Source organism: Pseudomonas sp. Leaf58, from assembly GCF_003627215.1.
Lineage (GTDB): Bacteria > Pseudomonadota > Gammaproteobacteria > Pseudomonadales > Pseudomonadaceae > Aquipseudomonas.
In genome coordinates this window covers 884,019-908,687 of sequence record NZ_CP032677.1, presented here as the reverse complement: position 1 = coordinate 908,687, position 24,669 = coordinate 884,019, and the positions used below count along the sequence as shown (strand labels likewise).

Annotated in this window: 20 protein-coding genes; 13 read left to right on the top strand and 7 right to left on the bottom strand. The window is 64.2% G+C overall.

From position 1 onward, the window contains the following. The first annotated feature begins 95 nt into the window (after positions 1 to 95). From DV532_RS04220 to DV532_RS04175, 10 genes are all read left to right on the top strand, one after another. Positions 96 to 995 carry a chemotaxis protein gene (locus tag DV532_RS04220; RefSeq protein ID WP_056795682.1) on the top strand — a complete coding sequence of 300 codons (900 nt, stop codon included), beginning with the start codon at positions 96 to 98 and terminating at the stop codon, positions 993 to 995. A gap of 88 nt (positions 996 to 1,083) precedes the next feature. Continuing rightward, on the top strand, positions 1,084 to 1,395 hold the full coding sequence (locus DV532_RS04215) for a hypothetical protein (RefSeq protein ID WP_056795679.1): 312 nt from the start codon (positions 1,084 to 1,086) through the stop codon (positions 1,393 to 1,395). Next, positions 1,392 to 2,126, top strand: coding sequence for a YkgJ family cysteine cluster protein (locus DV532_RS04210; RefSeq protein ID WP_056795678.1), 735 nt, complete (start codon positions 1,392 to 1,394; stop codon positions 2,124 to 2,126). Before DV532_RS04215 ends, DV532_RS04210 begins: the two co-directional genes overlap by 4 nt. Positions 2,127 to 2,347: 221 nt before the next feature. Then, on the top strand, positions 2,348 to 3,511 hold the full coding sequence (locus DV532_RS04205; RefSeq protein WP_056795675.1) for an efflux RND transporter periplasmic adaptor subunit: 1,164 nt from the start codon (positions 2,348 to 2,350) through the stop codon (positions 3,509 to 3,511). Next, a complete protein-coding gene (locus tag DV532_RS04200; protein WP_056795672.1) occupies positions 3,508 to 6,600 on the top strand; it encodes a multidrug efflux RND transporter permease subunit in 3,093 nt (1,030 codons plus the stop codon). Before DV532_RS04205 ends, DV532_RS04200 begins: the two co-directional genes overlap by 4 nt. Before the next feature lie 9 nt (positions 6,601 to 6,609). Next, positions 6,610 to 7,284, top strand: coding sequence for a heavy metal response regulator transcription factor (locus DV532_RS04195; RefSeq protein WP_056795670.1), 675 nt, complete (start codon positions 6,610 to 6,612; stop codon positions 7,282 to 7,284). Beyond that, positions 7,259 to 8,647: a heavy metal sensor histidine kinase gene (locus DV532_RS04190; RefSeq protein WP_056795667.1), complete on the top strand. Its 1,389-nt coding sequence runs from the start codon at positions 7,259 to 7,261 to the stop codon at positions 8,645 to 8,647. Before DV532_RS04195 ends, DV532_RS04190 begins: the two co-directional genes overlap by 26 nt. A gap of 194 nt (positions 8,648 to 8,841) precedes the next feature. After that, positions 8,842 to 9,066: a hypothetical protein gene (locus DV532_RS04185; RefSeq protein ID WP_056795666.1), complete on the top strand. Its 225-nt coding sequence runs from the start codon at positions 8,842 to 8,844 to the stop codon at positions 9,064 to 9,066. Between the two features lie 204 nt (positions 9,067 to 9,270). Continuing rightward, positions 9,271 to 10,605, top strand: coding sequence for an OprD family porin (locus DV532_RS04180; protein ID WP_056795663.1), 1,335 nt, complete (start codon positions 9,271 to 9,273; stop codon positions 10,603 to 10,605). 166 nt (positions 10,606 to 10,771) lie between these two features. Then, positions 10,772 to 12,262 (top strand): sensor domain-containing diguanylate cyclase, encoded by a 1,491-nt coding sequence (locus DV532_RS04175; protein WP_056795661.1) that lies wholly within the window; start codon positions 10,772 to 10,774, stop codon positions 12,260 to 12,262. Here DV532_RS04175 and DV532_RS04170 read toward each other — a convergent pair. Continuing rightward, positions 12,259 to 12,735, bottom strand: coding sequence for a PA2169 family four-helix-bundle protein (locus DV532_RS04170; protein ID WP_056795659.1), 477 nt, complete (start codon positions 12,733 to 12,735; stop codon positions 12,259 to 12,261). The genes DV532_RS04175 and DV532_RS04170 overlap by 4 nt on opposite strands. 203 nt (positions 12,736 to 12,938) lie before the next feature. On the opposite strand from DV532_RS04170, the gene DV532_RS04165 reads away from it, so the two are divergent. Continuing rightward, entirely contained in the window at positions 12,939 to 13,160 is a 222-nt protein-coding gene (locus DV532_RS04165) for a DUF3820 family protein (protein WP_056795656.1), read from the top strand. A 102-nt stretch (positions 13,161 to 13,262) separates the two neighbouring features. On the opposite strand, the gene DV532_RS04160 is transcribed toward DV532_RS04165, so the two are convergent. Genes DV532_RS04160 through ptsP form a run of 3 tightly spaced genes read right to left on the bottom strand, consistent with a single transcriptional unit; the run spans position 13,263 to position 18,799 of the window. Next, on the bottom strand, positions 13,263 to 15,002 hold the full coding sequence (locus DV532_RS04160) for a PTS fructose-like transporter subunit IIB (RefSeq protein ID WP_056795653.1): 1,740 nt from the start codon (positions 15,000 to 15,002) through the stop codon (positions 13,263 to 13,265). Next, positions 14,999 to 15,946: a 1-phosphofructokinase gene (gene pfkB / locus DV532_RS04155; protein WP_056795650.1), complete on the bottom strand. Its 948-nt coding sequence runs from the start codon at positions 15,944 to 15,946 to the stop codon at positions 14,999 to 15,001. Before pfkB ends, DV532_RS04160 begins: the two co-directional genes overlap by 4 nt. Continuing rightward, positions 15,947 to 18,799: a phosphoenolpyruvate--protein phosphotransferase gene (ptsP, locus tag DV532_RS04150; protein WP_056795648.1), complete on the bottom strand. Its 2,853-nt coding sequence runs from the start codon at positions 18,797 to 18,799 to the stop codon at positions 15,947 to 15,949. Between the two features lie 284 nt (positions 18,800 to 19,083). Here ptsP and cra point away from each other — a divergent pair, with 284 nt between their 5' ends. Both cra and DV532_RS04140 read left to right on the top strand, forming a co-directional pair. Further along, positions 19,084 to 20,079, top strand: coding sequence for a catabolite repressor/activator (gene cra, locus DV532_RS04145; protein WP_056795645.1), 996 nt, complete (start codon positions 19,084 to 19,086; stop codon positions 20,077 to 20,079). A 2-nt stretch (positions 20,080 to 20,081) separates the two neighbouring features. Further along, positions 20,082 to 20,858, top strand: a complete 777-nt coding sequence (locus DV532_RS04140) for a TatD family hydrolase (protein ID WP_056795642.1) — start codon at positions 20,082 to 20,084, stop codon at positions 20,856 to 20,858. Positions 20,859 to 20,923: 65 nt separating this feature from the next. On the opposite strand, the gene ampE is transcribed toward DV532_RS04140, so the two are convergent. The 3 genes from ampE to DV532_RS04125 form a co-directional block, all read right to left on the bottom strand. Continuing rightward, on the bottom strand, positions 20,924 to 21,754 hold the full coding sequence (ampE, locus tag DV532_RS04135) for a regulatory signaling modulator protein AmpE (RefSeq protein ID WP_056795639.1): 831 nt from the start codon (positions 21,752 to 21,754) through the stop codon (positions 20,924 to 20,926). Continuing rightward, on the bottom strand, positions 21,751 to 22,323 hold the full coding sequence (gene ampD / locus DV532_RS04130) for a 1,6-anhydro-N-acetylmuramyl-L-alanine amidase AmpD (RefSeq protein WP_056795637.1): 573 nt from the start codon (positions 22,321 to 22,323) through the stop codon (positions 21,751 to 21,753). The genes ampE and ampD overlap by 4 nt, the downstream gene beginning before the upstream one ends. Positions 22,324 to 22,415: 92 nt before the next feature. Then, on the bottom strand, positions 22,416 to 24,563 hold the full coding sequence (locus DV532_RS04125; protein WP_056795634.1) for a DUF1631 domain-containing protein: 2,148 nt from the start codon (positions 24,561 to 24,563) through the stop codon (positions 22,416 to 22,418). Positions 24,564 to 24,669 lie beyond the last annotated feature (106 nt).

Genomic DNA, 24,669 nt, shown 5'->3' with positions numbered 1-24,669 from the left:
GGGGGCTGCACAGCAAGCGCAGAATCCCCGCCTCGCTAAAGCCCGAGTGAAACAGGCCGATAACCGGTTACCCCCTGTTCCCGACGAAGGTCACCATGGCCACGCAAAATGCCCGCGCGGACTCGCTGTCCCTGCTGCTGTTCACCCTGCGCAGCGGCAAGTTGATGGCAATCAACCTGCTCAAGGTCAGCGAAATCATTCCCTGCCCGCCGCTGACCAAGCTGCCTGAATCGCACCCCAACGTGAAAGGCGTGGCGACCTTGCGCGGCCACTCGCTGTCGGTCATCGACCTGTCCCGCGCCATCGGCGAACGGCCGCTGGCCGACCCCGCCGGCGGCTGCCTGATCGTCACCGAGATCAGCCGCTCGCGCCAGGGCCTGCATGTGCAGGCAGTCAGCCGCATCGTGCACTGCCTGAGCACCGACATCAAACCGCCGCCCTATGGCTCGGGCAACCGCTCGTTCATCACCGGCGTGACCCGGGTCGACAACACCCTGGTGCAGGTGCTGGACATCGAAAAAGTCATCCACGCCATCGCCCCACCCGTGGCCGAGCCCCATCACGGCACATTAAGCGAAGAAGACGCCAGCCTACTGGCTGCCACCAACATCCTGGTGGTGGATGACAGCAACGTGGCCCTGCAGCAGTCGGTGCACACCCTGCGCAACCTTGGCGTTGAATGCCACACCGCGCGCAGTGCCAAGGACGCCATCAACGTGCTGCTGGAACTACAAGGCACCGCGCAGGAAATCAACGTGATCGTTTCCGACATCGAAATGAGCGAAATGGACGGCTATGCCTTCACCCGTACCCTGCGCGAAACCCCCGACTTTCAGCACCTGTACGTGCTGCTGCATACCTCGTTGGACAGCGCCATGAGCAGCGAGAAGGCAACCCAGGCCGGAGCCAATGCCATCCTCACCAAGTTCTCCTCGCCGGAGCTCACCGATTGCCTGGTGCTGGCGGCGCGTACCGTGGTGTTCGCCGAGCGCTGATATATTAAGCGACAAACTCCCCGGCTTGCCGTCAGGGTCGAGTCGGGCATAATTCGCGCCCTTCGCAAGCAATCTGCCGGAACCGCGTATGAAGTTTTTCAGCTCTATCCTGATCGCCTGCGCCCTCTTCAGCGGCATCGCCCAGGCCTCCAGCAGCCAGGCCTGGAACGAGCAGCGCCAACAGATGCTCAAGGCCTGCCTGGCCGCCAGCCAGTTCAAGGACGCCCACGCCCGCGGCAAGCCTGCCGAATTCGATGACCAGCTGGGCATCAGCGCCCTCCTGATCGAAGGCGTCTACCCACAGAAACACATGCAGCAACGCACCGGCACCGAGCTGTGCCTGTACGACCGCCAGCAGCAGCGCGCCTTCGTCAGCGAATGGAGCCCGGAAGCCAAGTGAGCGACAATTTGCGTTTCGCTTGTACCGGCTGTGGCAAATGCTGCACCGGCCACCACGTTCCCTTGACCCTGGCCGAAGCACGCCGCTGGGCGGACGCCGCCGGCCAGGTGGTGGTGCTGATCGAAGCGTTCGTCGCCGATGGCCCGGGCATGCCACCGGAGCAGCGCGACCATGTGCTGCGCCGTTCCCAGGCGGTGGCCTGCGGCGATGGCCAAGCGCGGGTGTCAGTGACCTTTGCCGCATTCAACCCCGGGCGCTGCCGCAACCTCGATGACAACGACCTGTGCACCATCTATGACCAGCGCCCCTTGGTCTGCCGCATCTATCCGGTGGAAATCAACCCGCATATTCCGCTGCGGCCAGGCAACAAGGACTGCCCGCCTGAGGCCTGGCAGCAGGGTCCGCAACTGATTCATGGCACGCAACTGGTCGATGCCGAACTGCAGGCGCTGGTACAGGCTTCGCGCCAGGCCGATCGGGATGACATCGCCGCCAAGGTGGCGGTGTGCCAAGCGCTGGGTATGACCACCAGTGCGCTCAAGGGCAATGGCTTTACTGCCTACCTGCCAGATATGGGCGCGTTTGCTGGGGCCCTGGCGCAGGTGCCGGGTGATGACGGCGCACAGTGGACCTTGCATGTGGAGGATGAGGCGCTGGTGGCGAGTTTGCACGGGCATGGCTTGCGTACCACCCGCGAACCCCCGGTGTATTACGCTTTCATCGGTTTCTAGGGAAGCCACGGCTTGCCTTGAATTGTTCTGGGGCTGCGAGGTCGAGCGCCGCCCGGGTGGCGCTCGACCTCGCAGCCCCAGAAAAACTCAAGACAACCACCTGCAAACGCCCGAAACTGACACGGCTGTCAGCCAGCGGTCACGCAGCCGACCCGCTTCAGGGGTTATAAGCTGAATATTGACAACCGCGCCCCTCCCCTCTGGCCAAGGTGCCCGCACCGATGCGACGTCCGCCCCGCTCTGTCACCCTCGCCGCCCTGGCGCTTCTGGCCCTGGCGGTAGCGGGCATCTGGTTCGGCCAGCACCAGCCCGCGCCTGCCGCGCGCGCGCAAACTGCCATCCCGGTGCGCGTGGTCAGCGTCGCGCAACAAGACGTGCCGCGCTATGCCAGCGCCATCGGTGCGGTGCTGTCGCTGCACAGCGTCGAGGTACGCCCACAAGTGGAGGGCGTGCTGACCCAGGTGCTGGTCAAGGAAGGCCAGTGGGTGAAAGAAGGCGACCTGCTGGCCACCCTCGACGACCGCGCCATCCGCGCCAGCCTCGACCAGGCCCGCGCCGAACTTGGCCAGAGCCAAGCGCAAATTCAGGTGGCCAATGTCGACCTGCAGCGCTACCGCCTGCTGAGCACCGACAACGGCGTGTCGAAGCAGACCCTCGACCAGCAACAGGCCCTGGTCAACCGCTTGCAGGCCACGGTCAAGGGCAACCAGGCGGCCATCGCCAATGCCGAGGTGCAACTGTCGTACACGCAAATCCGCTCGCCGGTGACCGGCCGGGTGGGCATCCGCAACATTGACCCCGGCAACCTGATACGCAGCAGCGATACCCGCAGCCTGTTCAGCGTCACCCAAATCGACCCGATCGCCGTCGAATTTGCCTTGCCGCAGCAGATGCTGCCGACCCTGCAGAACCTGCTGAAGGCGCCCACCCCCGCACAGGTGCAGGCCTACATGGATGCCGACGGCGAGCGCAGCCTGCTGGGCGAGGGCCACCTAGCGCTAATCGACAACCAGATCTCCGCCACCACCGGCACCGTGCGGGTCAAGGCGGAGTTCGACAACAAAGACGGCCACCTGTGGCCGGGCCAGTTGGTCACTGTTCGCCTGCTCACGGCCGTGGCAGAAAACGCCTTGGTGGTGCCGCCCCCGGTGGTACAACGCGGCGTCGACGGGCACTTTGTCTACCGTTTGGACGGCGACAAGGTCACCAGCGTAGCGGTCAAGGTGTTGTACCAGGACAGCGGGCTGACCGTCATTGCCGGGGTCAAACCGGGCGAGCGCCTGGTGCTCGACGGCCAGTCGCGGCTCAAGCCCGGGTCGCGGGTGGAGGTGGCCCCCGACGCCCCCGCGCCATCGGAAATGGCCGACCGCCGGAGCCAGCCATGAATACACGCAACGGTGTTTCGGCCTGGTGCATCGACCACCCCATCGCCACCCTGTTGCTAACCTTCGCCCTGGTGCTGCTGGGGGCTATCGCGTTCCCGCGCCTGCCGGTGGCACCGCTGCCTGAAGCAGACTTTCCCACCATCCAGGTCACCGCTCAGTTGCCAGGGGCCAGCCCGGAAACCATGGCCTCGTCAGTGGCCACACCGTTGGAAGTGCAGTTCAGCGCCATCCCCGGCATGACCCAGATGACCAGCAGCAGCGCGCTGGGCTCAACCACGTTGATTCTGCAGTTCACCCTCGACAAGAACATCGACACTGCCGCCCAGGAAGTGCAAGCGGCGATCAACACCGCCACCGCTCGCCTGCCACAAGACCTGCCCAACCCGCCAACGTGGCGCAAGGTCAACCCGGCCGACAGCCCGGTGCTGGTGCTGACGGTCAGCTCCAAGCAGATGCCCGGCAACGACCTCAGCGACTACGCCGAAACCCTGCTGGCCCGCCAACTGAGCCAAATCGACGGGGTTGGCCTAATCAACATCACTGGGCAACTGCGCCCGGCGATCCGCGTGCAGGCGCAACCAGAAAAACTGGCAGCCATCGGCCTGACCTTGGCTGACCTGCGCGTGGCCATCCAGCAGACCAGCCTGAACCTGGCCAAGGGCGCGCTGTACGGCGAGCACAGCGTGTCGACCCTCGCCGCCAACGACCAGTTGTTCCACCCCGAGGACTACGCCCAGCTGATTGTCTCGTACCGCGACGGCGCCCCCGTGCACCTCAAGGACGTGGCCAAGGTGATCAACGGTGCCGAAAACGCCTACGTCAAGGCCTGGTCCGGCGACCAGCCAGGGCTTAACCTGGTTGTGTTTCGCCAGCCTGGCGCCAACATCGTCGATACCGTTGACCGGGTACTGGCCGCCCTGCCCAAGTTGCAGGAAATGCTCCCGGCCTCGGTCGAGGTGTCGGTGCTGCAAGACCGCACCCAAACCATCCGCGCCTCGTTGCACGAAGTGGAGCTGACCCTGATGATTGCCGTGGCCTTGGTGATCGGGGTGATGGCGCTGTTCCTGCGCCAATGGTCGGCGACCATGGTGGTGTCCAGCGTACTCGGCGTGTCGCTGATCGCCAGTTGCGCGCTGATGTACCTCTTCGGCTTCAGCCTGAACAACCTGACCCTGGTGGCCATCGTCATCTCGGTGGGCTTCGTGGTCGACGACGCCATCGTGGTGGTAGAGAACATTCACCGCCACCTGGAGGCCGGCGACGACAGCCGCACGGCGGCGCTCAAGGGTGCCGGGGAAATTGGCTTCACCGTGGTGTCGATCAGTTTCTCGCTGATCGCCGCGTTCATCCCGCTGCTGTTCATGGGCGGCGTAGTCGGTCGGCTGTTCAAGGAGTTCGCCCTCACCGCCACTGCCACCATCCTGGTTTCGGTGGTGGTTTCGCTGACCCTGGCGCCCACCCTGTGCGCGCTGTTCATGCGCCGCCCACCGGCGCAGCCCAAGGGCGGCTTCGGAGAACGCCTGGTCACGTGCTACGAAAAGGGCCTGGACCACGCCCTCGCCCACCAGCGCCTGACCCTCGGCGTGTTCGGCTTGACCCTAGCCCTGGCGGTGGCCGGTTACGTGGCTATCCCTAAGGGCTTCTTCCCGCTGCAGGACACCGGTTTTATCCTCGGCACCAGCGAAGCGGCGGCGGATGTGTCGTACCCGTCGATGATCGACAAGCACCAGGCGCTGGCCAAGATCATCGAGGCCGACCCAGCGGTGCGTGCGTTCTCCCATTCGGTGGGCGTCACCGGCAGCAACCAGACCATCGCCAACGGCCGCTTCTGGATCGCCCTCAAGCCACGTGGCGAGCGCGATGTGTCAGCCAGCGAACTGATTGACCAGCTGCGGCCGAAACTGGCCCAGGTGCCGGGCATCGTCCTGTACATGCGCGCCGGCCAGGACATCAACCTCAGCTCTGGCCCGTCGCGCACTCAGTACCAGTACGTATTGAAAAGCAACGACGGCGTGGCGCTGAACCTGTGGACCCAGCGCCTGACCGACCGCCTGCGCGAAAACCCGGCGCTGCGCGATTTGTCCAACGACCTGCAATTGGGCGCCAGCGTCACCCGCATCGACATTGACCGCCAGGCCGCAGCACGTTTTGGCCTGACAACCAACGACGTCGACCAAGCGCTGTACGACGCCTTTGGCCAGCGGCAGATCAGCGAATTCCAGACCGAGACCAACCAATACAAGGTGATCCTCGAACTGGACGCCCGTCAGCGCGGCAAAGCCGAAAGCCTCAACTACTTTTACCTGCGCTCACCGCTGACCAACCAAATGGTGCCGCTGTCGGCAGTGGCCCACGTGGCGCCGCCCAGCACCGGCCCCCTGTCGATCAGCCACGACGGCCTGTTCCCGGCGGCCAACCTGTCGTTCAACCTGGCACCCGGGGTGGCCCTGGGTGATGCACTGAGCATCCTTGAGCGCACCCAGCGCGAGCTGGGCATGCCCGACGCCATCAGCGGCAACTTCCAGGGTGCGGCGCAAGCCTTCCAGAGTTCGCTGTCGAGCCAACCGTGGTTGATCCTGGCCGCGCTGGTGGCGGTCTATATCATCCTGGGGGTGCTGTACGAAAGCTTCGTCCACCCGCTGACGATCATCTCCACCCTGCCGTCAGCAGGCCTCGGTGCGCTGATTTTGCTGTGGGCCATGGGCCAGGACTTCAGCATCATGGGGCTCATCGGCGTGGTGCTGTTGATTGGCATCGTCAAAAAGAACGGCATCCTGCTGATCGATTTCGCCCTCGACGCCCAGCGCCGTCAGGGCCTGACCCCGGAACAGGCCATTCATCAGGCCTGCCTGACGCGCTTCCGGCCGATCATCATGACCACCCTGGCCGCCTTGCTTGGCGCAGTGCCGCTGATGTTCGGCTTCGGCACCGGCGCCGAACTGCGCCAGCCACTGGGCATCGCCGTGGTTGGTGGCCTGCTGGTGAGCCAGGCGCTGACGCTGTTCACCACCCCGGTCATATACTTGGCCCTGGAGCGCCTGTTCCACCGCCGCCAGGCCGCCCGGGCGGCGGCGCCCAGTGCCCATTAGGACAAGACCATGCGCGTGCTGATCATCGAAGACGAAGAGAAAACCGCCGACTACCTGCATCGCGGCCTGAGCGAACAGGGTTTTACCGTCGACCTGGCGCGGGACGGCGTCGATGGCCTGCACCTGGCGCTAGAGGGTGACTACGCGGTTGTCGTGCTGGATGTGATGCTACCCGGCCTGGACGGTTATGGCGTGCTGCGCGCCTTGCGCGCGCGCAAGCAGACACCGGTGATCATGCTGACCGCCCGCGAACGGGTCGAAGACCGCATTCATGGCCTGCGCGAGGGTGCCGACGACTACCTGGGCAAACCATTCTCCTTCCTCGAGCTGGTCGCCCGCCTGCAGGCCCTGACCCGCCGTAGCAACAGCCATGAACCGCTGCAGGTGCAGGTTGGTGACCTGTGGATCGACCTGATAGCACGCAAGGCCAGCCGTGCCGGCCAGCGCCTGGAGCTGACTGCCAAGGAGTTCTCGCTACTAAGCGTACTGGCCCGCCGGCAGGGCGAAATTTTGTCGAAGACGGCGATTGCCGAGCTGGTTTGGGACATCAACTTCGACAGTGACGCCAACGTCGTCGAAGTGGCAATCAAGCGCCTGCGCGCCAAGCTGGACGGGCCGTTTGACAACAAGCTGCTGCACACCATCCGAGGCATGGGCTATGTCCTGGAAAACCGCGCGGGGTAATTCCATCGCGCTGCGTTTGTCGGCGCTGTTCATTCTGGTGGCGCTGGGCGTATTCCTGCTGATCGGCTCGGCGCTGTACCGCCAGGTCGAGCGCAGCCTCGACCTGCTGCCGCAGGCTGAGCTGGACGCACGCTTCAGCGTGCTCGAGTCCACCCTCAACCGCTTCGGTACGCCGGAGCACTGGGCCAAGATCAGCAACAAGCTCAACCTGCTCAGCGAAGAGGACAAACGCATACGCTTCTGGGTGGTCAGCAGCGACCCGGCTTATGAATACGGCCACCCCAGCCAGTTGGTGCGTGCGTTCGCCGAAGGTGCACAAGGCATGCACGACCTGCGCCTGCCCGACCGCCCCTACCCGTACAAAGTGCTGGTCAGCGCGCTGCCAGCGCTGGGCGAGCGGCCGCCACTGCGCTTTCTGATCGGCATTGACACCGAAACCTTCTGGCAGGCCCAACACAGCCTGCTGGTGGCGATTGTCGGGTTGGCGGTGCTCGGTGTGCTGCTGGCCTCGCTGCTGGGTTACTGGGTGGCGCGCATCGGCCTACGCCCACTGCTGGCGTTGTCCACCGAAGCCCAGGCCCTGGCCCCGCCGCGCCTGGATGGGCGCCTGCAAACCCAGGCCCTGGCCCCGGAACTGGCGCAGTTCGCCGGCGCCTTCAACGCCGCGCTCGACCGGGTCAGCCAGGCCTACTCAAGGCTGGAGGCGTTCAACGCCGATGTCGCCCACGAACTGCGCTCGCCGCTGACCAACCTGATCGGCCAAACCCAAGTGGCGCTGACCCGCGGGCGCAGTGCCGAGCACTACTTCGAAGTGCTGCAATCGAACCTGGAAGAGCTGGAGCGCCTGCGCAGTATCATCAACGACATGCTGTTCCTGGCCAGTGCCGACCAGGGCAGCAAGGCCACTGCCCTGACTCAGGCCTCGCTGGCCGAAGAGGTGGCGACCACCCTGGATTACCTGGACTACATTCTCGAAGACGCGCAGGTCAGCGTGTGCGTGAGCGGCGACGCCCAAGCGCCCATCGAAAAAGCGCAGTTGCGCCGGGCACTGATCAACCTGTTGAACAACGCGGTGCAGCACACTGCGCCGCACCAGGTAATCCACGTGCAGATCGACGCCGGGCCGGAACAGGTCAGCATCGCCGTCAGCAACCCCGGGCCGGCAATTGACGATGAGCACCTGCCTTTGCTGTTCGAGCGCTTCTACCGGGTGGATGTAGCGCGCAGCAACAGTGGTGGAGGTAACCATGGGTTGGGCCTGGCGATCGTCAAGGCGATTGCCGTGATGCATGGCGGGGAGGTGTTCGTGCGCAGTGCGGCGGGGGCCAATACCTTCGGAATCAGCCTGCCGGCTCATAGCTGACTGCCGCGCAACCGCAAACGCAGGCGCGGGCTGTCTAACATAAGGGTTTGCGGCGAAAGTTCTATTGCTTTTCTATGGATCATTACCTTTTGCGCAACAGTGCTTATCGCACTTCGCTCTGTTTCAAGTGCAGGGAAAGGACTAACTTTACCCCCGTCCTCATTAGCACTTGCACCGCAAGAAGGTAGTTTCAAATGTCCAACAGTATGGGTATTGCCAGCGTCTTCGTCCTGTCTTCCCTGTTGTTGTCGCCCCTGGCCATGGCCGAAGAATCGCAAGCTTTCGTCACCCGTAATGCCGAGTTCGCCGCGGTCCATCAAGACGCCCGCAACGCCGTCGCCGCACAGAAGGCTGACGCCACGCAAGACGCGAAACAGACCGCTTCCAAAGTCTCTGTCGATGCCAACGCCGACAGCTGATCAAGCATTGTCGCTGCTCCCGTTTTCCCTTGGCTAGGCAATGGGCACCCTCGGTGCCGATATGTTAGCCTTTTAAAGCCGCTGCCGATCAGCGGCTTTTTTTATGTGCTTTAACTATCAGCCCCGCTGCAACGTACACCTCTAAAAAGACGCACATTGAAAAATAAAAACTGCCCCACCGTCAGACCAAAGGAGCTAGTACCGGTGCCTTCCGCGTTTCGTTTCACCCCGCTTTTCATTGCATTTACTGCAACGATCTCTTTCGCCGCCCAGGCAGATGAAGACAAGGCTGATGGCTTCATCGAAGGCTCGTCCTTCAACCTGCATTTTCGTAATGCCTACTTCAACCGCGACAACCACAACGCCGGCGTGCGCGACACCCGCGAATGGGGCCAGGGCGCGGTTGCACGTTTCGAATCCGGGTACACCCCGGGCGTAGTCGGCGTTGGCCTGGACGCCCATGCCATGCTGGGCTTGAAGCTCGACGGCGGTGGCGGCCATGCTGGCACCAGCATCCTGCCCGAGCACATCAAGGACGACGGCGAGCTGGGGGCAGCGCCACACGCGTTCTCCACTGCCGGTGCCGCCGTCAAGCTCAAGGCCTTCGACACCGAGCTCAAAGCCGGTGACCTGTTCCTCACCAACCCGGTGATCGCCGGCGGTGAGTCCCGCATGCTGCCGCAAACCTTCCGGGGTGTGAGCCTGACCAACGCCAGCATCGACGGCCTGCTGCTCGAGGGCGGTCAGGTGAGTTTCACCAAGCCCTACAACCAGAGCGGCCACCGCCGCATCGACACTTACTACGGCTCGCTGGACGAACACGACAAGAGCAAGCACCTGAACTGGGCCGGCGCGTCGTGGAGCGGTACCCCGAACATCACCGCCAACCTGTACGCGGCCGAGCTGAAGGACATCTGGAACCAGTACTACGCTGACTTCGACTACACCTACGTGGTCAACGACCTGGTCAGCCTTAACCCGGGCGTGCACTTCTATCACACCCAGGACACCGGCCAGGCCCTGCTGGGCAAGATCGACAACAACACCTACAGCCTGCACTTCACCGTCAACGCCGGGTTCCACAGCGTCACCGCCGCTTACCAGCGGGTCAATGGCAACACGCCGTTCGACTACATCAACCTGGGCGACAGCATCTACCTGGACAACTCGCGCATGTATTCGGACTTCAACGCCCCCAACGAGCGGTCGTGGAAGCTGCAGTACAACTATGACTTCGCCGGCGTGGGCGTGCCGGGCCTAAGCACATCGCTGTCGTACTCGCGCGGTGAGGCGGACCTGACCAAGGCCACGCAGGACACCACGCACTACGATTACTACCGTGCCGATGGCAAGAACGCCACGCACTGGGAACGCGACCTGGATGTGAAGTACGTGTTCCAGGAAGGTGACCTCAAGGACCTGTCGGTGCTGGTGCGCTATGCCGCCCACCGTGGCAGCCAGGGTTATGCATCAATCGACAGCAACAGCGACAACGATGAACTGCGGGTGATCGTCGACTACCCACTAAACGTGTTCTGAGCCTGGTTTGCGGGCCGCTTTGCGGCCCATTGCGACACCAAGCCGCGCCTACACAAGCAGTGCAAAGGTGATAAACCCGTGATTCCGTCGGACAAATCTTGTCCGACAATCCCCACTTCCCTAGAATATCGCCGCCGCGAATGGCCCTGCCCACTTAGTAGCGAGCATGCCCACCCAATCCCCGCGTTTCGCATTCCACAGGTCACACCCCGAACTGGCTCTCAACCTGGGCAGTTGCCTTGCCGTGCTCGCCATCGTGACGATTGTCAGCTACCTGCTGGCCCGTGAGCGCGACAGCGTCGAGCTGTCGGCCATTCGGTCGTCCAACAACATTGTCCAGCTGATCGAAAGTGACATCCTGCGCAACGTCGAACTCTATGACCAGTCCCTGCAGGGCCTGATCTGGGCGGTCGGGCGCAAGGAGCTGCCGGAAATCCCCGGCCCGCTGCGCCAACGCCTGCTATTCAACGAAGCCTTCGTCGACCGCAAGCGCGGTGATGTGCTGTGGCTGGACAAACTCGGCAATGTAGTGGGCGACTCCACTAGCAGCGTGCCGCGCAAAGCCAACTTCGCCGACACTGGAGTGTTCCAGGCACACCAGCGCAATGCCCACCTCGGTTTGCTGGTGGGCCCACCGTTCAAGGCCAAGCTTGGCGACCTGGACTGGTGTATCAGTTTCACCCGGCGTATCTCCGGCCCCAATGGCGAGTTTGCCGGCCTGGCTGCGGGTGCGCTGCGGCTGTCGTACTTCAGCGAACTGTTTCAGCGCTTGGACATTGGCGACGACAGCAGTATTAACCTGCTTAACACCGACGGCCAATTGCTCGCGCGCCAGCCATCACGCACACAGGATCCGCTGATTGGCACCAATTACGCCGATCGGCCCAATTTCAAGCGCATTCTCAGCGAACAGAGCGGCAGCTTCACTGCCCGCTCGGGCAGCAGCGCGAAACAGCGCATATACACCTTTGCCCGGGTCCCGCAGTTGCCGCTGATCGTGCTGGTGGCACACTCGGCCGACGAGGTTTTCCAGTCTTGGCGCCGTACTGCGATCCTGGTCAGCGTCGCCACCGGGGTACTGTGCGTGGGTATTCTATGGCTGACCTTGCTGCTGGGCCGCGAATTGCGCCGCCGGCAAGAAGCCGAACAAGGCTTGGCGGCGCTGGCCGCCACCGACAGCCTGACCGGCCTGGCCAACCGTCGGCGCCTGGACCAGGTGTTGCGCCAGGAATGGGCCCGCGCCCAACGCAACCGCAAACCGTTGGCGGTGTTGATGGTGGATGTCGACCATTTCAAGGCGTTCAACCAGCGCCACGGCCACGCCGGTGGCGACCATGCCTTGCGCGAAGTAGCCAAGACCATCGAGGCGTGCATTCGCCGCCCTGCGGATTTGGCGGCACGTTATGGCGGTGAGGAGTTCCAGGTGGTGCTACCGGAAACCGACCTGGCCGGCGCCCGGCTGTTGGCCGAGCGTATCCGCGCCAGTGTCGAGGCATTGGCCCCCTTCGCCGATGACACCCATGCGGTGACGGTGAGCATCGGTATTGGCCTGTCGGGCTCCCAGCACGACCTGGCGAGCGTGCTGGGAGCCGCAGATGAAGCGCTCTATCGGGCCAAGGCCAATGGCCGTAACCGGGTAGAGGGGCCTACCTACTAAGAGCGGGCGCGGGCAGCGTTGCGCAGGGCCCGGACCTGGTCATGGTTACGCTGCACACCTTGCAGCTGGTTTTCCACCAGGTTGTAGGTATGGTCGCTGGCGGTACGGCCCAGTTTCACAAGTTTCTCACGGGCTTCCTTGTAGGCCTTGAGGGCGTGGTCCTCGCCCCGCTCCACCTCGTTCAACACTGCCTCCTCATCCTTGCCGGTGACCATTGCCTTGAGGTTGACCCAACCGCGATGCAGGTCACCGCTGATGCTGGTGGAGGTTTCCGGGTCGCCGCCCAGGCGGCGCACTTCGCTTTGCAGTTCACCCGCAGCGCTGGCGCACTCACCTGCGCGCTGCACGAAGAACGCTTTCAGTTCAGGGTTTTTCACATCATCGGCCGAGGCCTTGAAGCCTTTCTCGCCATCCTTGCTGTACTCAATCAGGTCGTTGAGCACGTCGATCACGTCTTTATTGGGGTTGCTCATGGTACGAACTCCTTGGCAGGTGATAGTCATCTGTAAGGGAGCAGCGTTCGTGCCAAGCTTTGCCTGTTTATAAATTCGTTAAAAATCAATTAGTTAAAATACACTAAGGGCAATTTGATAACGGCGTTCTGCATGATTGCCGCTTGGGTGCTCGTGCAGATTGCAGTATGGTCGGCGCTTTTCCATTGCCAGGTGCGCCGAAAATGAAAGCGGAAACCCTCGAACTGCTGGTGACCCGCACCATGCCGTTTGGCAAGTATCAGGGGCGGATCATTGCCGACCTGCCAGGGGACTACCTGGCATGGTTCGCGCGCAAGGGGTTCCCGACCGGCGAGCTGGGCGGGTTGTTAGCGTTAATGCTCGAGATCGATCACAACGGGCTGGGTGATCTACTGGTGCCATTGCGGCAGAAGCATCGGCGCTAGCCTGGACCGGCCTCTTCAAGGTAAAACCGCAAACCAACACTGTGCAGTAACCTGTAGGAGCGGGTTTACCCGCGAAGAGGCCACTGAAGCTCACCGAGGGCTCTAGCCCTTCACCGGCGCCACCGCCAGCTCCACCCGCTCGCTCTTCTTGATCAGCGCATACACCACCGCCGTCAGCAAGCTGCCCGCCACAATCGCCAGCAGGTACAGCAGCGCATGGTTGATCGCATTGGGGATCAGCAGCACGAACAAGCCGCCATGCGGCGCCATCAGTTTGCAGCCGAAGTACATCGACAAGGCCCCGGTCAGCGCACCACCCGCAATACTGGCAGGGATCACCCGCAGCGGGTCCTTGGCGGCAAACGGGATCGCCCCTTCGGAGATAAAGCACAACCCCAGCGCCAACGCTGCCTTGCCGGCTTCGCGCTCGCTTTGGGCGAACTTGCGCCGGGCCAGGAAAGTGGCGATGCCCAGGCCAATGGGCGGCACCATGCCGGCAGCCATGGTCGCCGCCATCGGCGCATAGCTCGACGAGGCCAGTAGCCCCACCGAGAAGGCATAGGCCGCCTTGTTGATCGGCCCGCCGAGGTCGACGCACATCATGCCGCCCAGCAACAGGCCGAGCAAAATGGCGTTGGTCGTGCCCATGCTGTCGAGAAAGTGCGTGAGGCCTTCAAGCATCGCCGCCACCGGCTGGCCAACCACGTAAATCATCACCAGGCCGGTAAACAGGCTAGCCAGCAACGGGATGATCAGGATTGGCTTGAGCGCCTCCAGGCTGCTGGGTAGGCGTGCCCAACGGGCAATGGCCTTGGCACTGTAGCCAGCGAGAAAGCCGGCGACGATACCGCCGATGAAGCCTGCGCCCAGGGTGCTGGCCAGTAGGCCGCCGATCATGCCGGGTGCCAGCCCCGGGCGGTCGGCGATAGACCAGGCGATATAACCCGCCAGCAACGGCACCATCAGCTTGAAGGCGGCCTCACCGCCAATCTGCATCAACGCCGCCGGCAGGGTGCCCGGCTGTTTATAAGCTTCAATGCCGAACACGAACGACAGGGCAATCAGCAGGCCGCCGGCCACCACCATCGGCAGCATGAACGACACGCCGGTGAGCAGGTGCTTGTACACCCCGGTTTTTTCGCCCTTTGCCGGCGTGGTCGCCGCTGCGGCATCCGCGCTGCTTTCCACTTTGGCTTCGACCAGGGCCTTGTCCAGCGTGGCACGCGCCTGCTTGAGGGCGATGCCGGTGCCACAGCGGTAAATACGCTTGCCGGCGAAACGCGCGGTGGGCACTTCGATGTCTGCAGCCAGCAGCACCACATCGGCGTCAGCAATGGCCTCGGCAGACAAGGGGTTGCGGGCACCGACCGAGCCCTGCGTTTCCACAGTGAGCTGGTAGCCCAACTGTTGTGCGGCCTGCTGCAAGGCTTCCGCAGCCATGAAGGTGTGTGCGACGCCGGTCGGGCAAGCTGTGACCGCGACGATGCGTGCACCTGCACTGCCCGCTGCGGCCGGGCTATCGGGCACTGCTGCCAGCAGTTGGGCGCTGGCTGCCGCTTCATCAAGGAAGCCCTCACGGTCAGCCAATGCCTGGGACGGTGTGCTCTGGTACACGCGCTTGCCAACGAAGCGGGCCAGGTCCACCGGGCCGGTGCTAACCACCAGTACCCAGTCGGCCTCGGCGACTTGCGCGGCGCTCAGTTGCCGCTCAGGGTGCCCGGCGTCCTGCACCTCGACGCTGGTGCTCCAGCCACGCCGCTGGGCGGCGGCGGACAGCAAACGCGCGCTCAGCACGCTCGACACCTGGCCGTTGGGGCAGGCGGTGACAATGGCAATGTTCATCGGCAACCCTCTTGTTGTTCTGTCAGTTGCACAGCGGCTTGCAGACGCGCCAGTTGCTCGCGGTCACGGATGCCGAACCCAACTTGGGTAACGGCCTGGGCAGCGATGGCGGTGGCCCGGGCCAAGGTTTGCGCAGGGGCTTCGCCTTGCAGCAAGCCATGGACCATGCCGGCCACCAGCGAATCACCCGCCCCCACCGTGCTGGCAACCTGCACCTTGGGCGGGCGGGCATGCACGGCCAGGTCGCGAGCGAACCAACTGACACCCTGCTCGCCCGCCGACACCACCACGTGTTCGACGCCACTGGCCAACAGGCGCTGGGCAGCGGCACGCTGCTGCGCGGGGTTATCCACCGCTAGGCCAAGCACCTCGCACAGCTCTTCGGTATTGGGCTTGACCAGCCAGGGCGCACTTTGCAGGCCGGCACGCAGGGCTTCGCCGCTGCTGTCCAGGGCTACCTTCAGGCCTTGCGCCTTGAGTTGCTCGAGCAACTGGCGGAACCACTCAGCACTGATCCCGCGCGGCAGGCTACCGGCCACCACCACCGCATCGTGGCCTGGGGCAATCTGCTCCAGGCGGCGCAGTAAGGCACTGCGTGCCGCTTCATCGACTTGCGGGCCCTGGCCATTGATGTCGGTAACCCGGCCATCGGCCTCGACCAACTTGATGTTGCTGCGGGTTTCGCCGGGCACCCGGACAAAGCAGTCGGCAAAGCCGCGCGCGCTGATCAGGGCCTCGAACGGCTGCAGGTTATCGCGCCCCAGGAAGCCAGCAACGGTCACGCTGTGCCCAAGGTCGGCCAGTACCTGGGCAACGTTAAGCCCCTTGCCGGCGGCGTGGCTGTGTTGTGCCTGGCTGCGGTTGACCTGCCCTGGGCGCAGGGTATCCAGGCCAATGGTGATATCCAGCGCAGGGTTCAGGGTAAGGGTGAGGATCTTGGCCATTCAATAACGCTCCACCAGCGCGCGAACCGCCGCGGCGCTGTCCTGTTGCAGGGCCTCGCGCGCCAGGGCGCGGGCCGTCTGGTGATCGGCCTGGCGGACCAGGGCCTTGACTTCGGCAATGCTGCGCGCGGCGACGCTGAGTTCGTCCACGTCCAGGCCAAGCAGCACAGCCACCGCCTGCGGATCAGCAGCCAGTTCACCGCACACCCCCACCCACTTGCCATGGGCATGGGCGGCGCGCACGGTCATGTCGATCAGGTTGAGCACCGCCGGGTGCAGGCCATCGGCCTGGGCCGAAAGGCTCGGGTGGCCACGGTCGATGGCCAGGGTGTACTGGGTCAGGTCGTTGGTACCGATGCTGAAGAAGTCCACTTCACGCGCCAGTTGTGGCGCCAGCAGGGCCGCCGACGGTACTTCGACCATGATGCCCAGTTGCAAATCGGCTACCGGGATCTCGGCGCGCAAACGCTCGACCATGGCACGCGCCTCACGCCACTCGTGCACTTGGCCAACCATTGGGAACATGATGCGCAGCGGGCGTTGGTCAGCTGCGCGCAGCAAGGCGCGCAGTTGGTCCTCCATCACCTGCGGACGCTGCAGGGTCAGGCGGATGCCGCGCACGCCGAGAAACGGGTTTTCCTCGGCGGCGATTGGCCAATACGGCAGCGGCTTGTCGCCGCCCACATCGAGGGTGCGTACCACCAGCGGGCGCCCATCGAGGCCATCGAGCACACGGCGGTACTCGGCTTCCTGGGTGACCACGTCCGGGGCTTGCGGGTGGGCCATGAAAATCAGCTCGGTGCGCAGCAGGCCGACGCCTTCGGCGCCCTGCTCCACCACCTTGGCGATACCCTTGCTCTCACCAATGTTGGCGAATACTTCCACAGCATGGCCATCGCGGGTAACCGCCGGTTCGAAACGATTGGCCCAGGCGGCCTGTAAACGTTGCTCGCGCAGGTCTCGTTCGGCCAATGCCCGTTGCAGTTCATCTGCTGGCGGCGACACGCTGACCACCCCGCGCTGGCCATCGAGCAGCAACGGCGTACCGGCCTCCAGCAACAGAATCGCCGCGCCCGCGCCAACTACCGCCGGGATGCCCAGAGCACGCGCGACAATGGCGCTGTGGGCGGTGGCACCGCCCTGCGCGGTAACGATACCGGCAACCCGGCTCGGGTCCAGCCGGGCGACATCGGACGGGCCGACTTCGGTCATCACCAACACATAAGGTTGCTCGGGCTCTACCTGCGCCTGCACACCACACAGCTGCGCCAGCACCCGGCGGCCGATGTCACGCAGGTCGGCGGCGCGTTCGGCCAGCAAGGCGTCGTGCAGCGACTCCTGCTGGCGGGCTGCCGCCTCGATCACCACCATCCACGCCGCCGCAGCGCTTTCACCTTGGACCAAGCGCTGTTCGACATCGTCGCTCAGGGCTGGGTCGGCGAGCATTTCCTGGTGGGTGACGAAGATTTCGCCAATGGCCTTGTCGCTGCGCTGGACCAAGGCCTGCAGCTCGCCATTCACCGTCGCCATGGCTGCACGCAGCTTGTGCCGCTCCTGGGCGCAGGACTCGCCACGCAGGGGGTAGTCGAACTCACGCTCGACGCACACATGCGCCGGGCCGCTGGCAATACCTGGGGAGGCGCCCACACCCTGGATGCGGCTACCGGCCTCGGGGGCTTGCCGCACTTCGGCCGCGGTATCGGCCACAGCCCCGGCAGCCTGTGGCAGCGGCTCCACGTCTTCACCCAGGCCTTGTTCGATGGCGGCCAGCAGCACCGGCAAGGCATCAGCGGCGATGCTAGGCTCGGCCAGCAGTTCCAGCGCCTGGCCACGGCGGGCGCCGAGGCTGAGCAGCTTGCTCAAGCTCTTTACCGACACCGCCGGCTGTGCACTGTCGACCAGCCGTACACGGATTTCCCCCTCGAAGCCTTTGGCCAGTTGCGCCAGCACCTTGGCCGGGCGGGCATGCAAGCCATGCGGGTTGGCCAGCACGATACGTGCGCTGGGCCAGTCCACCGGTGCCTCACCGCCTAGCACTTCAAGTACCGCACGGCTGCTGGTGGCCTGGTAGAGCATCTGCCCGCGGCCTTCGATCAACACTTCGCACAAACGTTCGAGCAAGGCCTGGTGGGCAGCCCCGAGGCTGGCCAGGCAGAACAGGCCGTTGAGCGGCTGCTCGCGGTAACGCAGCGGCTGCTGCGGGGTAATGAAGGCCAGGCCGGGCTGGCGCACCTGGCGCTCGCTGTGCAGCCACCACAGGCCCTCGCCCAGCGGCAGCGGCTCGGCCTGCTGCAGCAGCGCAGCAAACCCGCTGTCGACGCAGTCGGCCCGCTGCAACAGGCGCGCGCCGCGCCAGGCCAGTTCGTCGAAATCATCGGCTGGCAGGTTCAAGCCGACCAATTGCGCATCCAGCGCCAGTTCTTGTGGCGCGCCCTGCAACAGCTTCAGCAACGCCTCGGCGGACCCCGCGCGGCGCAGTGCTTCGGCCAGGTCGGTCTCGCCCAGGGCACGGGTTAGCAATTGCAGCAGGCGCAGGTGCTCGTCGGAGCGGGCGGCGATGCCGATGGCCAGGTAGACCATTTGCCCATCGCCCCAGTCCACGCCTTCCGGGAACTGCAGCAGGCGCACGCCGGTGGCGTACACCAGGTCGCGGGTCTGCGGCGTGCCATGGGGGATGGCAATGCCCTGGCCAAGGAAGGTAGAGCCTTGCGCCTCACGGGCCTGCAGCCCTTGCAGGTACCCCTCGGCGACCAAGCCGTCAGCGACCAGCCGGTCGGCCAGTAGGCCCAATGCCTCGGCCTTGTCGGCGGCCTTCTGGCCCATGGCTATCTGCTCCTTGGCGAGCTCGAGCATGACCTTCTCCTTTTGCAGTTCCCGGTTGGGTACTGGAGTATTGTTGTGAAATTCACATGAACGGCCAGTTCAACAGCCTTGCACGGGTGGCAGCCGAGGCAGAAAATTCGGCAGCTGAAACGTTTAACCTGACCAGACGGCCACGTTACTCGATAATCTGCCGAGGAAAAAGCCCCATCCTGTCGGACAATTGCGACAATGGTCGTCTGCGCGTGGCGCCCCCATCGGGTCAAACTACCCGGTCCGGCCTCACAGCCAGCCCCGGTAATAATAAGGAAAATTCGGTGAAACTCAGCGATATCGCCCGTCTGGCCGGTGTGTCCGTGACCACTGCCAGCTACGTCATCAATGGCAAGGCTGAACAGCAGCGCATCAGCAACAGCACTGTCGAGCGGGTGCGCGCGGTAGTCGATGCCCACGGCTTCACGCCCAACCCCCAGGCCGCTGGCCTGCGCAGCCGGCATACCCGCACCCTGGGCTTCATTCTCCCGGATCTGGAGAACCCCAGCTACGCCCGTATCGCCAAACAGTTGGAGCAAGGCGCCCGCGCTCGCGGCTATCAGTTGCTGATCGCCAGCAGCGACGACCAGCCCGACAGCGAGCGCCAGTTGCAGCAGTTGTTCCGCGCCCGCCGTTGCGATGCGCTGTTTGTCGCCAGCTGCCTGCCGCCAGAAGATGACAGCTACCGCGAACTGCAGGACAAAGGCCTGCCGGTGATCGCCATCGACCGTCGTCTGGACCCTGCGCACTTCTGCTCGGTGATCAGCGACGACCGCGACGCCAGCCGCCAACTGGCTGCCAGCCTGCTCAGCGCAGCCCCGCGCAGCATTGCCCTGATCGGCGCACGCCCGGAGTTGTCGGTCAGCCAGGCGCGTGCCGGCGGCTTCGATGAAGCCCTGCAAGGCTATACCGGCGAAGTTCGCCGCTACCAAGGCGAAGCGTTCAGCCGTGAATGCGGCCAGCACCTGATGCAGCAGCTGATCGACGACTTGGGCGGCCTGCCGGATGCCCTGGTGACTACCTCGTACGTGCTGCTGCAAGGGGTGTTCGACACCTTGCAGGCATGCCCGGCCGACGCGCGCCAGCTGCAACTGGGCACCTTCGGTGACAACCAATTGCTCGACTTCCTGCCGCTGCCGGTCAATGCCATGGCCCAGCAACATGGCTTGATTGCCGCCACCGCCCTGGAACTGGCGCTGGCCGCGATTGAAGAACAACGCTACCAACCTGGCGTGCACGCCGTTGGTCGAACGTTCAAGCAACGCATCACAGCGGCCTGAACATGCGCCTGATCGACACCCACACCCACCTCGACTTCCCCGACTTCGACGCCGACCGCCCGCGCCTGCTGGCCAACGCGACGGCGCGCGGGGTGGCGCGGATGGTGGTGCTGGGGGTGTACCAGGCGAATTTCCAGCGGGTGTGGGATTTGGCCTGCGCTGATCAGCGCCTGTTTGCCGCGCTTGGTCTGCACCCGATCTACCTCGACCAGCATCGCCCGCAGCACCTGGCGCAGTTGCGTGAGTGGCTGGAGCGCCTGCACGGCGACCCACGCCTGTGCGCGGTGGGCGAGTTCGGCCTGGACTACTACCTCGAAGACCTGGACAAAGCTCGCCAGCAGGACCTGTTTGAAGCGCAACTGCAAATGGCCTGCGACTTCCAACTGCCCGCCCTGCTGCACGTGCGCCGCAGCCATGCCCAAGTGATCGCCACGCTCAAGCGTTACCAGCCGGTGCGCGCAGGGGTGATTCATGCCTTTGCTGGCAGTTACGAGGAAGCCCGCGAGTACATCAAGCTGGGCTTTCGGCTAGGGCTGGGCGGCGCGGCTACCTGGCCGCAGGCGCTGCGGCTGCGCAAAACCTTGGCGCGGCTACCGCTGGACAGCGTGGTGCTGGAGACCGACGCGCCGGACATGGCACCGGTGATGTACCCAGGGGTAAGGAACAGCCCGGAACATCTGCCAGAGATTGCCGGGGCGCTGGCGGAAGTGATGGGGGTGGAGGTCACGGCGCTGGCTGATGCCAGCAGCCGCAATGCTTGCCAGGTGTTTGGCTGGTAACTGAGCGCTCTGTTGCCTGTATGGGCCTTTCGCGGGCAAGCCCGCGAAGAAGCCAACGCGTCAGTTCAGACCAGCACCGTCCACAACGCAAACCCGGCATACCACAGCACCGCACAGCGCAGCAGCAGCTCCCACAGGCTGTCCAGCCGCCCCAGCCCGCGCTGGCTGTCTTCTTCCTCGGGAATGTCATCGGCAATGCGCCCGACCCTGGCCACCAGGTGCGCGGCGCTGATGTGCCAGTTGAGCAGCTCGTGCAGCATCACCCGAGTGACCGCGAGGAAGTTGCCGACAAGGGCAAAACTCAAGGCCAGTACACGCACCGGCAGCCAGTCCATGATGTGCCGCAACTGCTCGGCACGGGCCTTCAACGCCGGTTGCTTGCTGTGCTCGCCACACAGCGCCAGCAGGCGATAGGCCAGCGCTGCACCTGGGCCTAGCATGAAGTACCAGAAGATCACCGCGAAAAAGCCTTGGTACACCTGCCATAGCAAGTTGCCCTGCACCCGTACCAGCAGGCTGTGCGGATCGTCAGCCACCAGCCCCAGATCGCGCTCGGCCACGTGCAGCGCAGCCTGGTCATCACCCCGCCGCCAGGCATCACGGAACGGCCCCAGCGAAGCCTTGGCATCACCGCGGCCCAGGCTATAAATCAGCACCAGCAGGTGCACCGGCAAGGCCAGCAGGCCATACGCCACCGGGTCCAGCACATGCAGCAGCAACACCAGCAGCGCTACCGGTGCCATTACCAGGATGGCCAGCGTCCACCACGGCTGCACCTTGCCACTGCGCTCCAGGCGCACCAGTTCGCCCAGGAAAAACCCATCGCGCTGCACTTGGTGGCGCAGCGCCGAGAACTTCTCGACCCACAGCGCCAGCAACAACACCAGAAAACTCATGCCTTGTCCTCGTTGTGCTGCAGCGCTTGGCGGTAGCGCGGCCAGTCGAAAGCCGGGCCGGGGTCGGTCTTGCGCTGCGGGGCAATGTCGCTATGGCCTTGGATGCGGCCCACATCGATGGCCGGCCAGGCCCTGCAGATGTGCCGAGTGAGTTGCTCCAGCACCGAGTACTGGGCATCGGTATAGGGCAGCTCGTCGGTGCCTTCCAGTTCGATCCCGATAGAAAAGTCGTTGCAGCCATCGCGCCCGTCGAAGCAGGACACACCCGCGTGCCAGGCGCGGTCAAGCAACGAAACGAACTGGGTCACCGCACCGTCACGCTCGACGAACAGGTGCGCCGATACCGTCAGGTGGTTGATGCTGGCGAAGTACGGGTGTTCGTCAGGGTCCAGGCAATTCTGGAAAAACTGCTGCACCTTGCCAGTGCCGAAGCACGCCGGCGGCAGGCTGATGTTGTGGATCACCAGCAGGGAAATCGATTCGCCTTCGGGGCGGGCATTGAAGTTCGGCGAGGGGCAGTGGGTGATTCCGATTCCGTGGAACCAGCCGGTGGCACGGTCCAATTGCATGAGGCAGATCCTGAAAACGCCGTGAACAGGGCACCAGTATGCCCTGCGGCCAACGGCGTTTGCATGTGAATGATTGTAATACCCGCCCGCCGCTACAGCCGCAGGCCCTCGACAACTGCCTGCAGCGCCCGCTCGAACAACAGCCCGTCATCCAGCACCCGCACTTCGCCGCGGTGCAGTGCTTGAGCCAGGCTGGCAGCGTTCCACTCGCGCACTTTCATGCCGGTGCGGTTGGCGAACACCAGCCTATCGCTGCTGTCGATGCGTGCCACCAGTTTGCAGCGCAGTGGTTGGTCTTCATCCAACACTTCTACCCAGGTACCGATACGCAGGCGTTGTACTTGGCGTAGCGCCGCAGCCTGCCCGCCGGCACCTTGCACCGGCGCACAGGCGGGTTCTTCGGCAATCGTCAATACGATGTCCGCGGCCACCCATACGTCGCTCAGCGGCGGCCCCTCACCGCCGGGCTGCTGCTCGGTACCGGCGCAGGCGCGCAGGTGCAATTGCTCCAGCTGCAGGAAGAATTCGCGGGTCGCTGCCGAGTCCAGGGCCACGCTGGCTAAACCCTCGCGCAGCGCCTTGAGCAGGCCCGGCACCTGCTGCAACAAGGCTTGCGGTTCATGTGGCGGGGTGATGCTGGCCAGCAACGTGTCCACGGTGAGCAACGCATCCCGCCAGGCCTGGGATGCTTCGCCCTGCTTGAGCCAGGCCAGCAACAGTACCTGGCTCCACACCTGCACCAGCATCTCTACCACTACTTGCGGCAGCATCCGACCGCGCAGGCGCTGGTTAAGCACGTGCTGCACCTGTTGCCTGGCCTGCTGGGCGCGGGCACGCCCTTCTTCGGCATCGCGGGTGCGTTGTTCAAGCAACTCGTGGCGCCGCCGCTCGTCCTGGCTAAAGGCGAGGAAGTCGTCAAGCAGTTCGGCAAACAGGCCGATATCTTCGGCAAAATCGTTGAGCAAGCGCTGGACGACACGCTCCACCCGCAAATGCAGGCTGTCGCGCAGGCCTTCGCTGGCGCTCTGCCAACCGATGGCCGCGCTAGCGATCTCGTTGAGCAGCCGACGGGCCGGGTGGTTGGCCCGGCTGAACAAGCCCTTGTCCAGCAGCGCCACTTTCAGCAGCGGAATATGCAGGCGTGCGATCAGCACGCGCAGGCTGGCCGGCAAGTTGTCATCGTTTTGAATGAAGGCGAACAGCAGGCCAACCAGGTTGATCATGTCCTCGTCGGCCACCTCGATGCGCCGGCGTACGCCGCTACGCACGCTAACCCGCATCAGCAATTGTTCAAGCTGTGGGCCGAGTTCGAAATCGTCGACCTCTTCAGTGGCGGGCACGTAGTGTTGCAAATGGGAAAGCAGGCGCAGCAGGTCGGCGGTACTGATCGGTTGGGCGGCGGCCACCGCCTGCACACGCGGTGCAAACTGCCCCCGCGCCGGGGCCAGCAGCGTTTGCAACGAGGCAAACACGGCCTGCCCTGCCGCGTCCGCGCCCACCACTTGCCCCAGGTTCGCCGGCCCCCGCCGTGTGTTAATGCGCCGGTCTTCGGCTCGCCGACGCGGTGCCTGCGGTAACTCGGGCAGCACACCGGCAGCGGCCATTAATTGGTTGGCTTCGCCATAGAACACGTCTGCTTCGCGCAGCACATAGCGCTCAAACAGCCTGAGCAGGACCAGCTTGACCCGCAGGCCCACCCCCAAGTTGCGCCCAGCATCAAGGAAGTAACCGCATAACGCCGCGGGCGCCAAAGGGTTGTGCTGTTCGTGCAAGGGCCGCTCCAGCAGTGCTTGCAAGCGCAGGCCCAGTTGCTGCAGGGCAATGCCGTTCTGTGACAGTACCCGCGCGACCATGCCTTCAACCGCGCTGGCGCGCTCCCCCTGGGCCTTGCCGTGCATGTTGCCCGGCTCGACCAGTGGCGCCAGCAGGTCTAGCTGGCCGATGCGGGCGAAAGCGTCATAGAACCTGTCGAGGAAACCCCGCTCGATGCTCTTGCGCTTCAGGCGCAGGTCGCGCATGGCCTCGAAGTAAAGGTTCTGATCACTGCGATCGAAGGCCTTGTCGGCCATCTCGAAGAGGGTGTCATCGGCATTGTCGAACAACGCCTGCAGGCCTTGGCGCAACTGCAAGGCGGCCTTGTCGCGTACCTGCAGGAGCACCACCGGAAGGCAAGGCAGAGGCGCACGCCCCCCGCGGTCGATGGCTGCCGCCAAGGGCACCACCTTGCCTTCTTTGTGCATCCTGAACTCCTTGCAGGTGTCTTGCCCGAAGGGGCTGCGACTCGTCAAAGCTATGACGCCAAATACTGGGCGTTATTATCGGTAAAAATCCACACGGCTGCCAGCG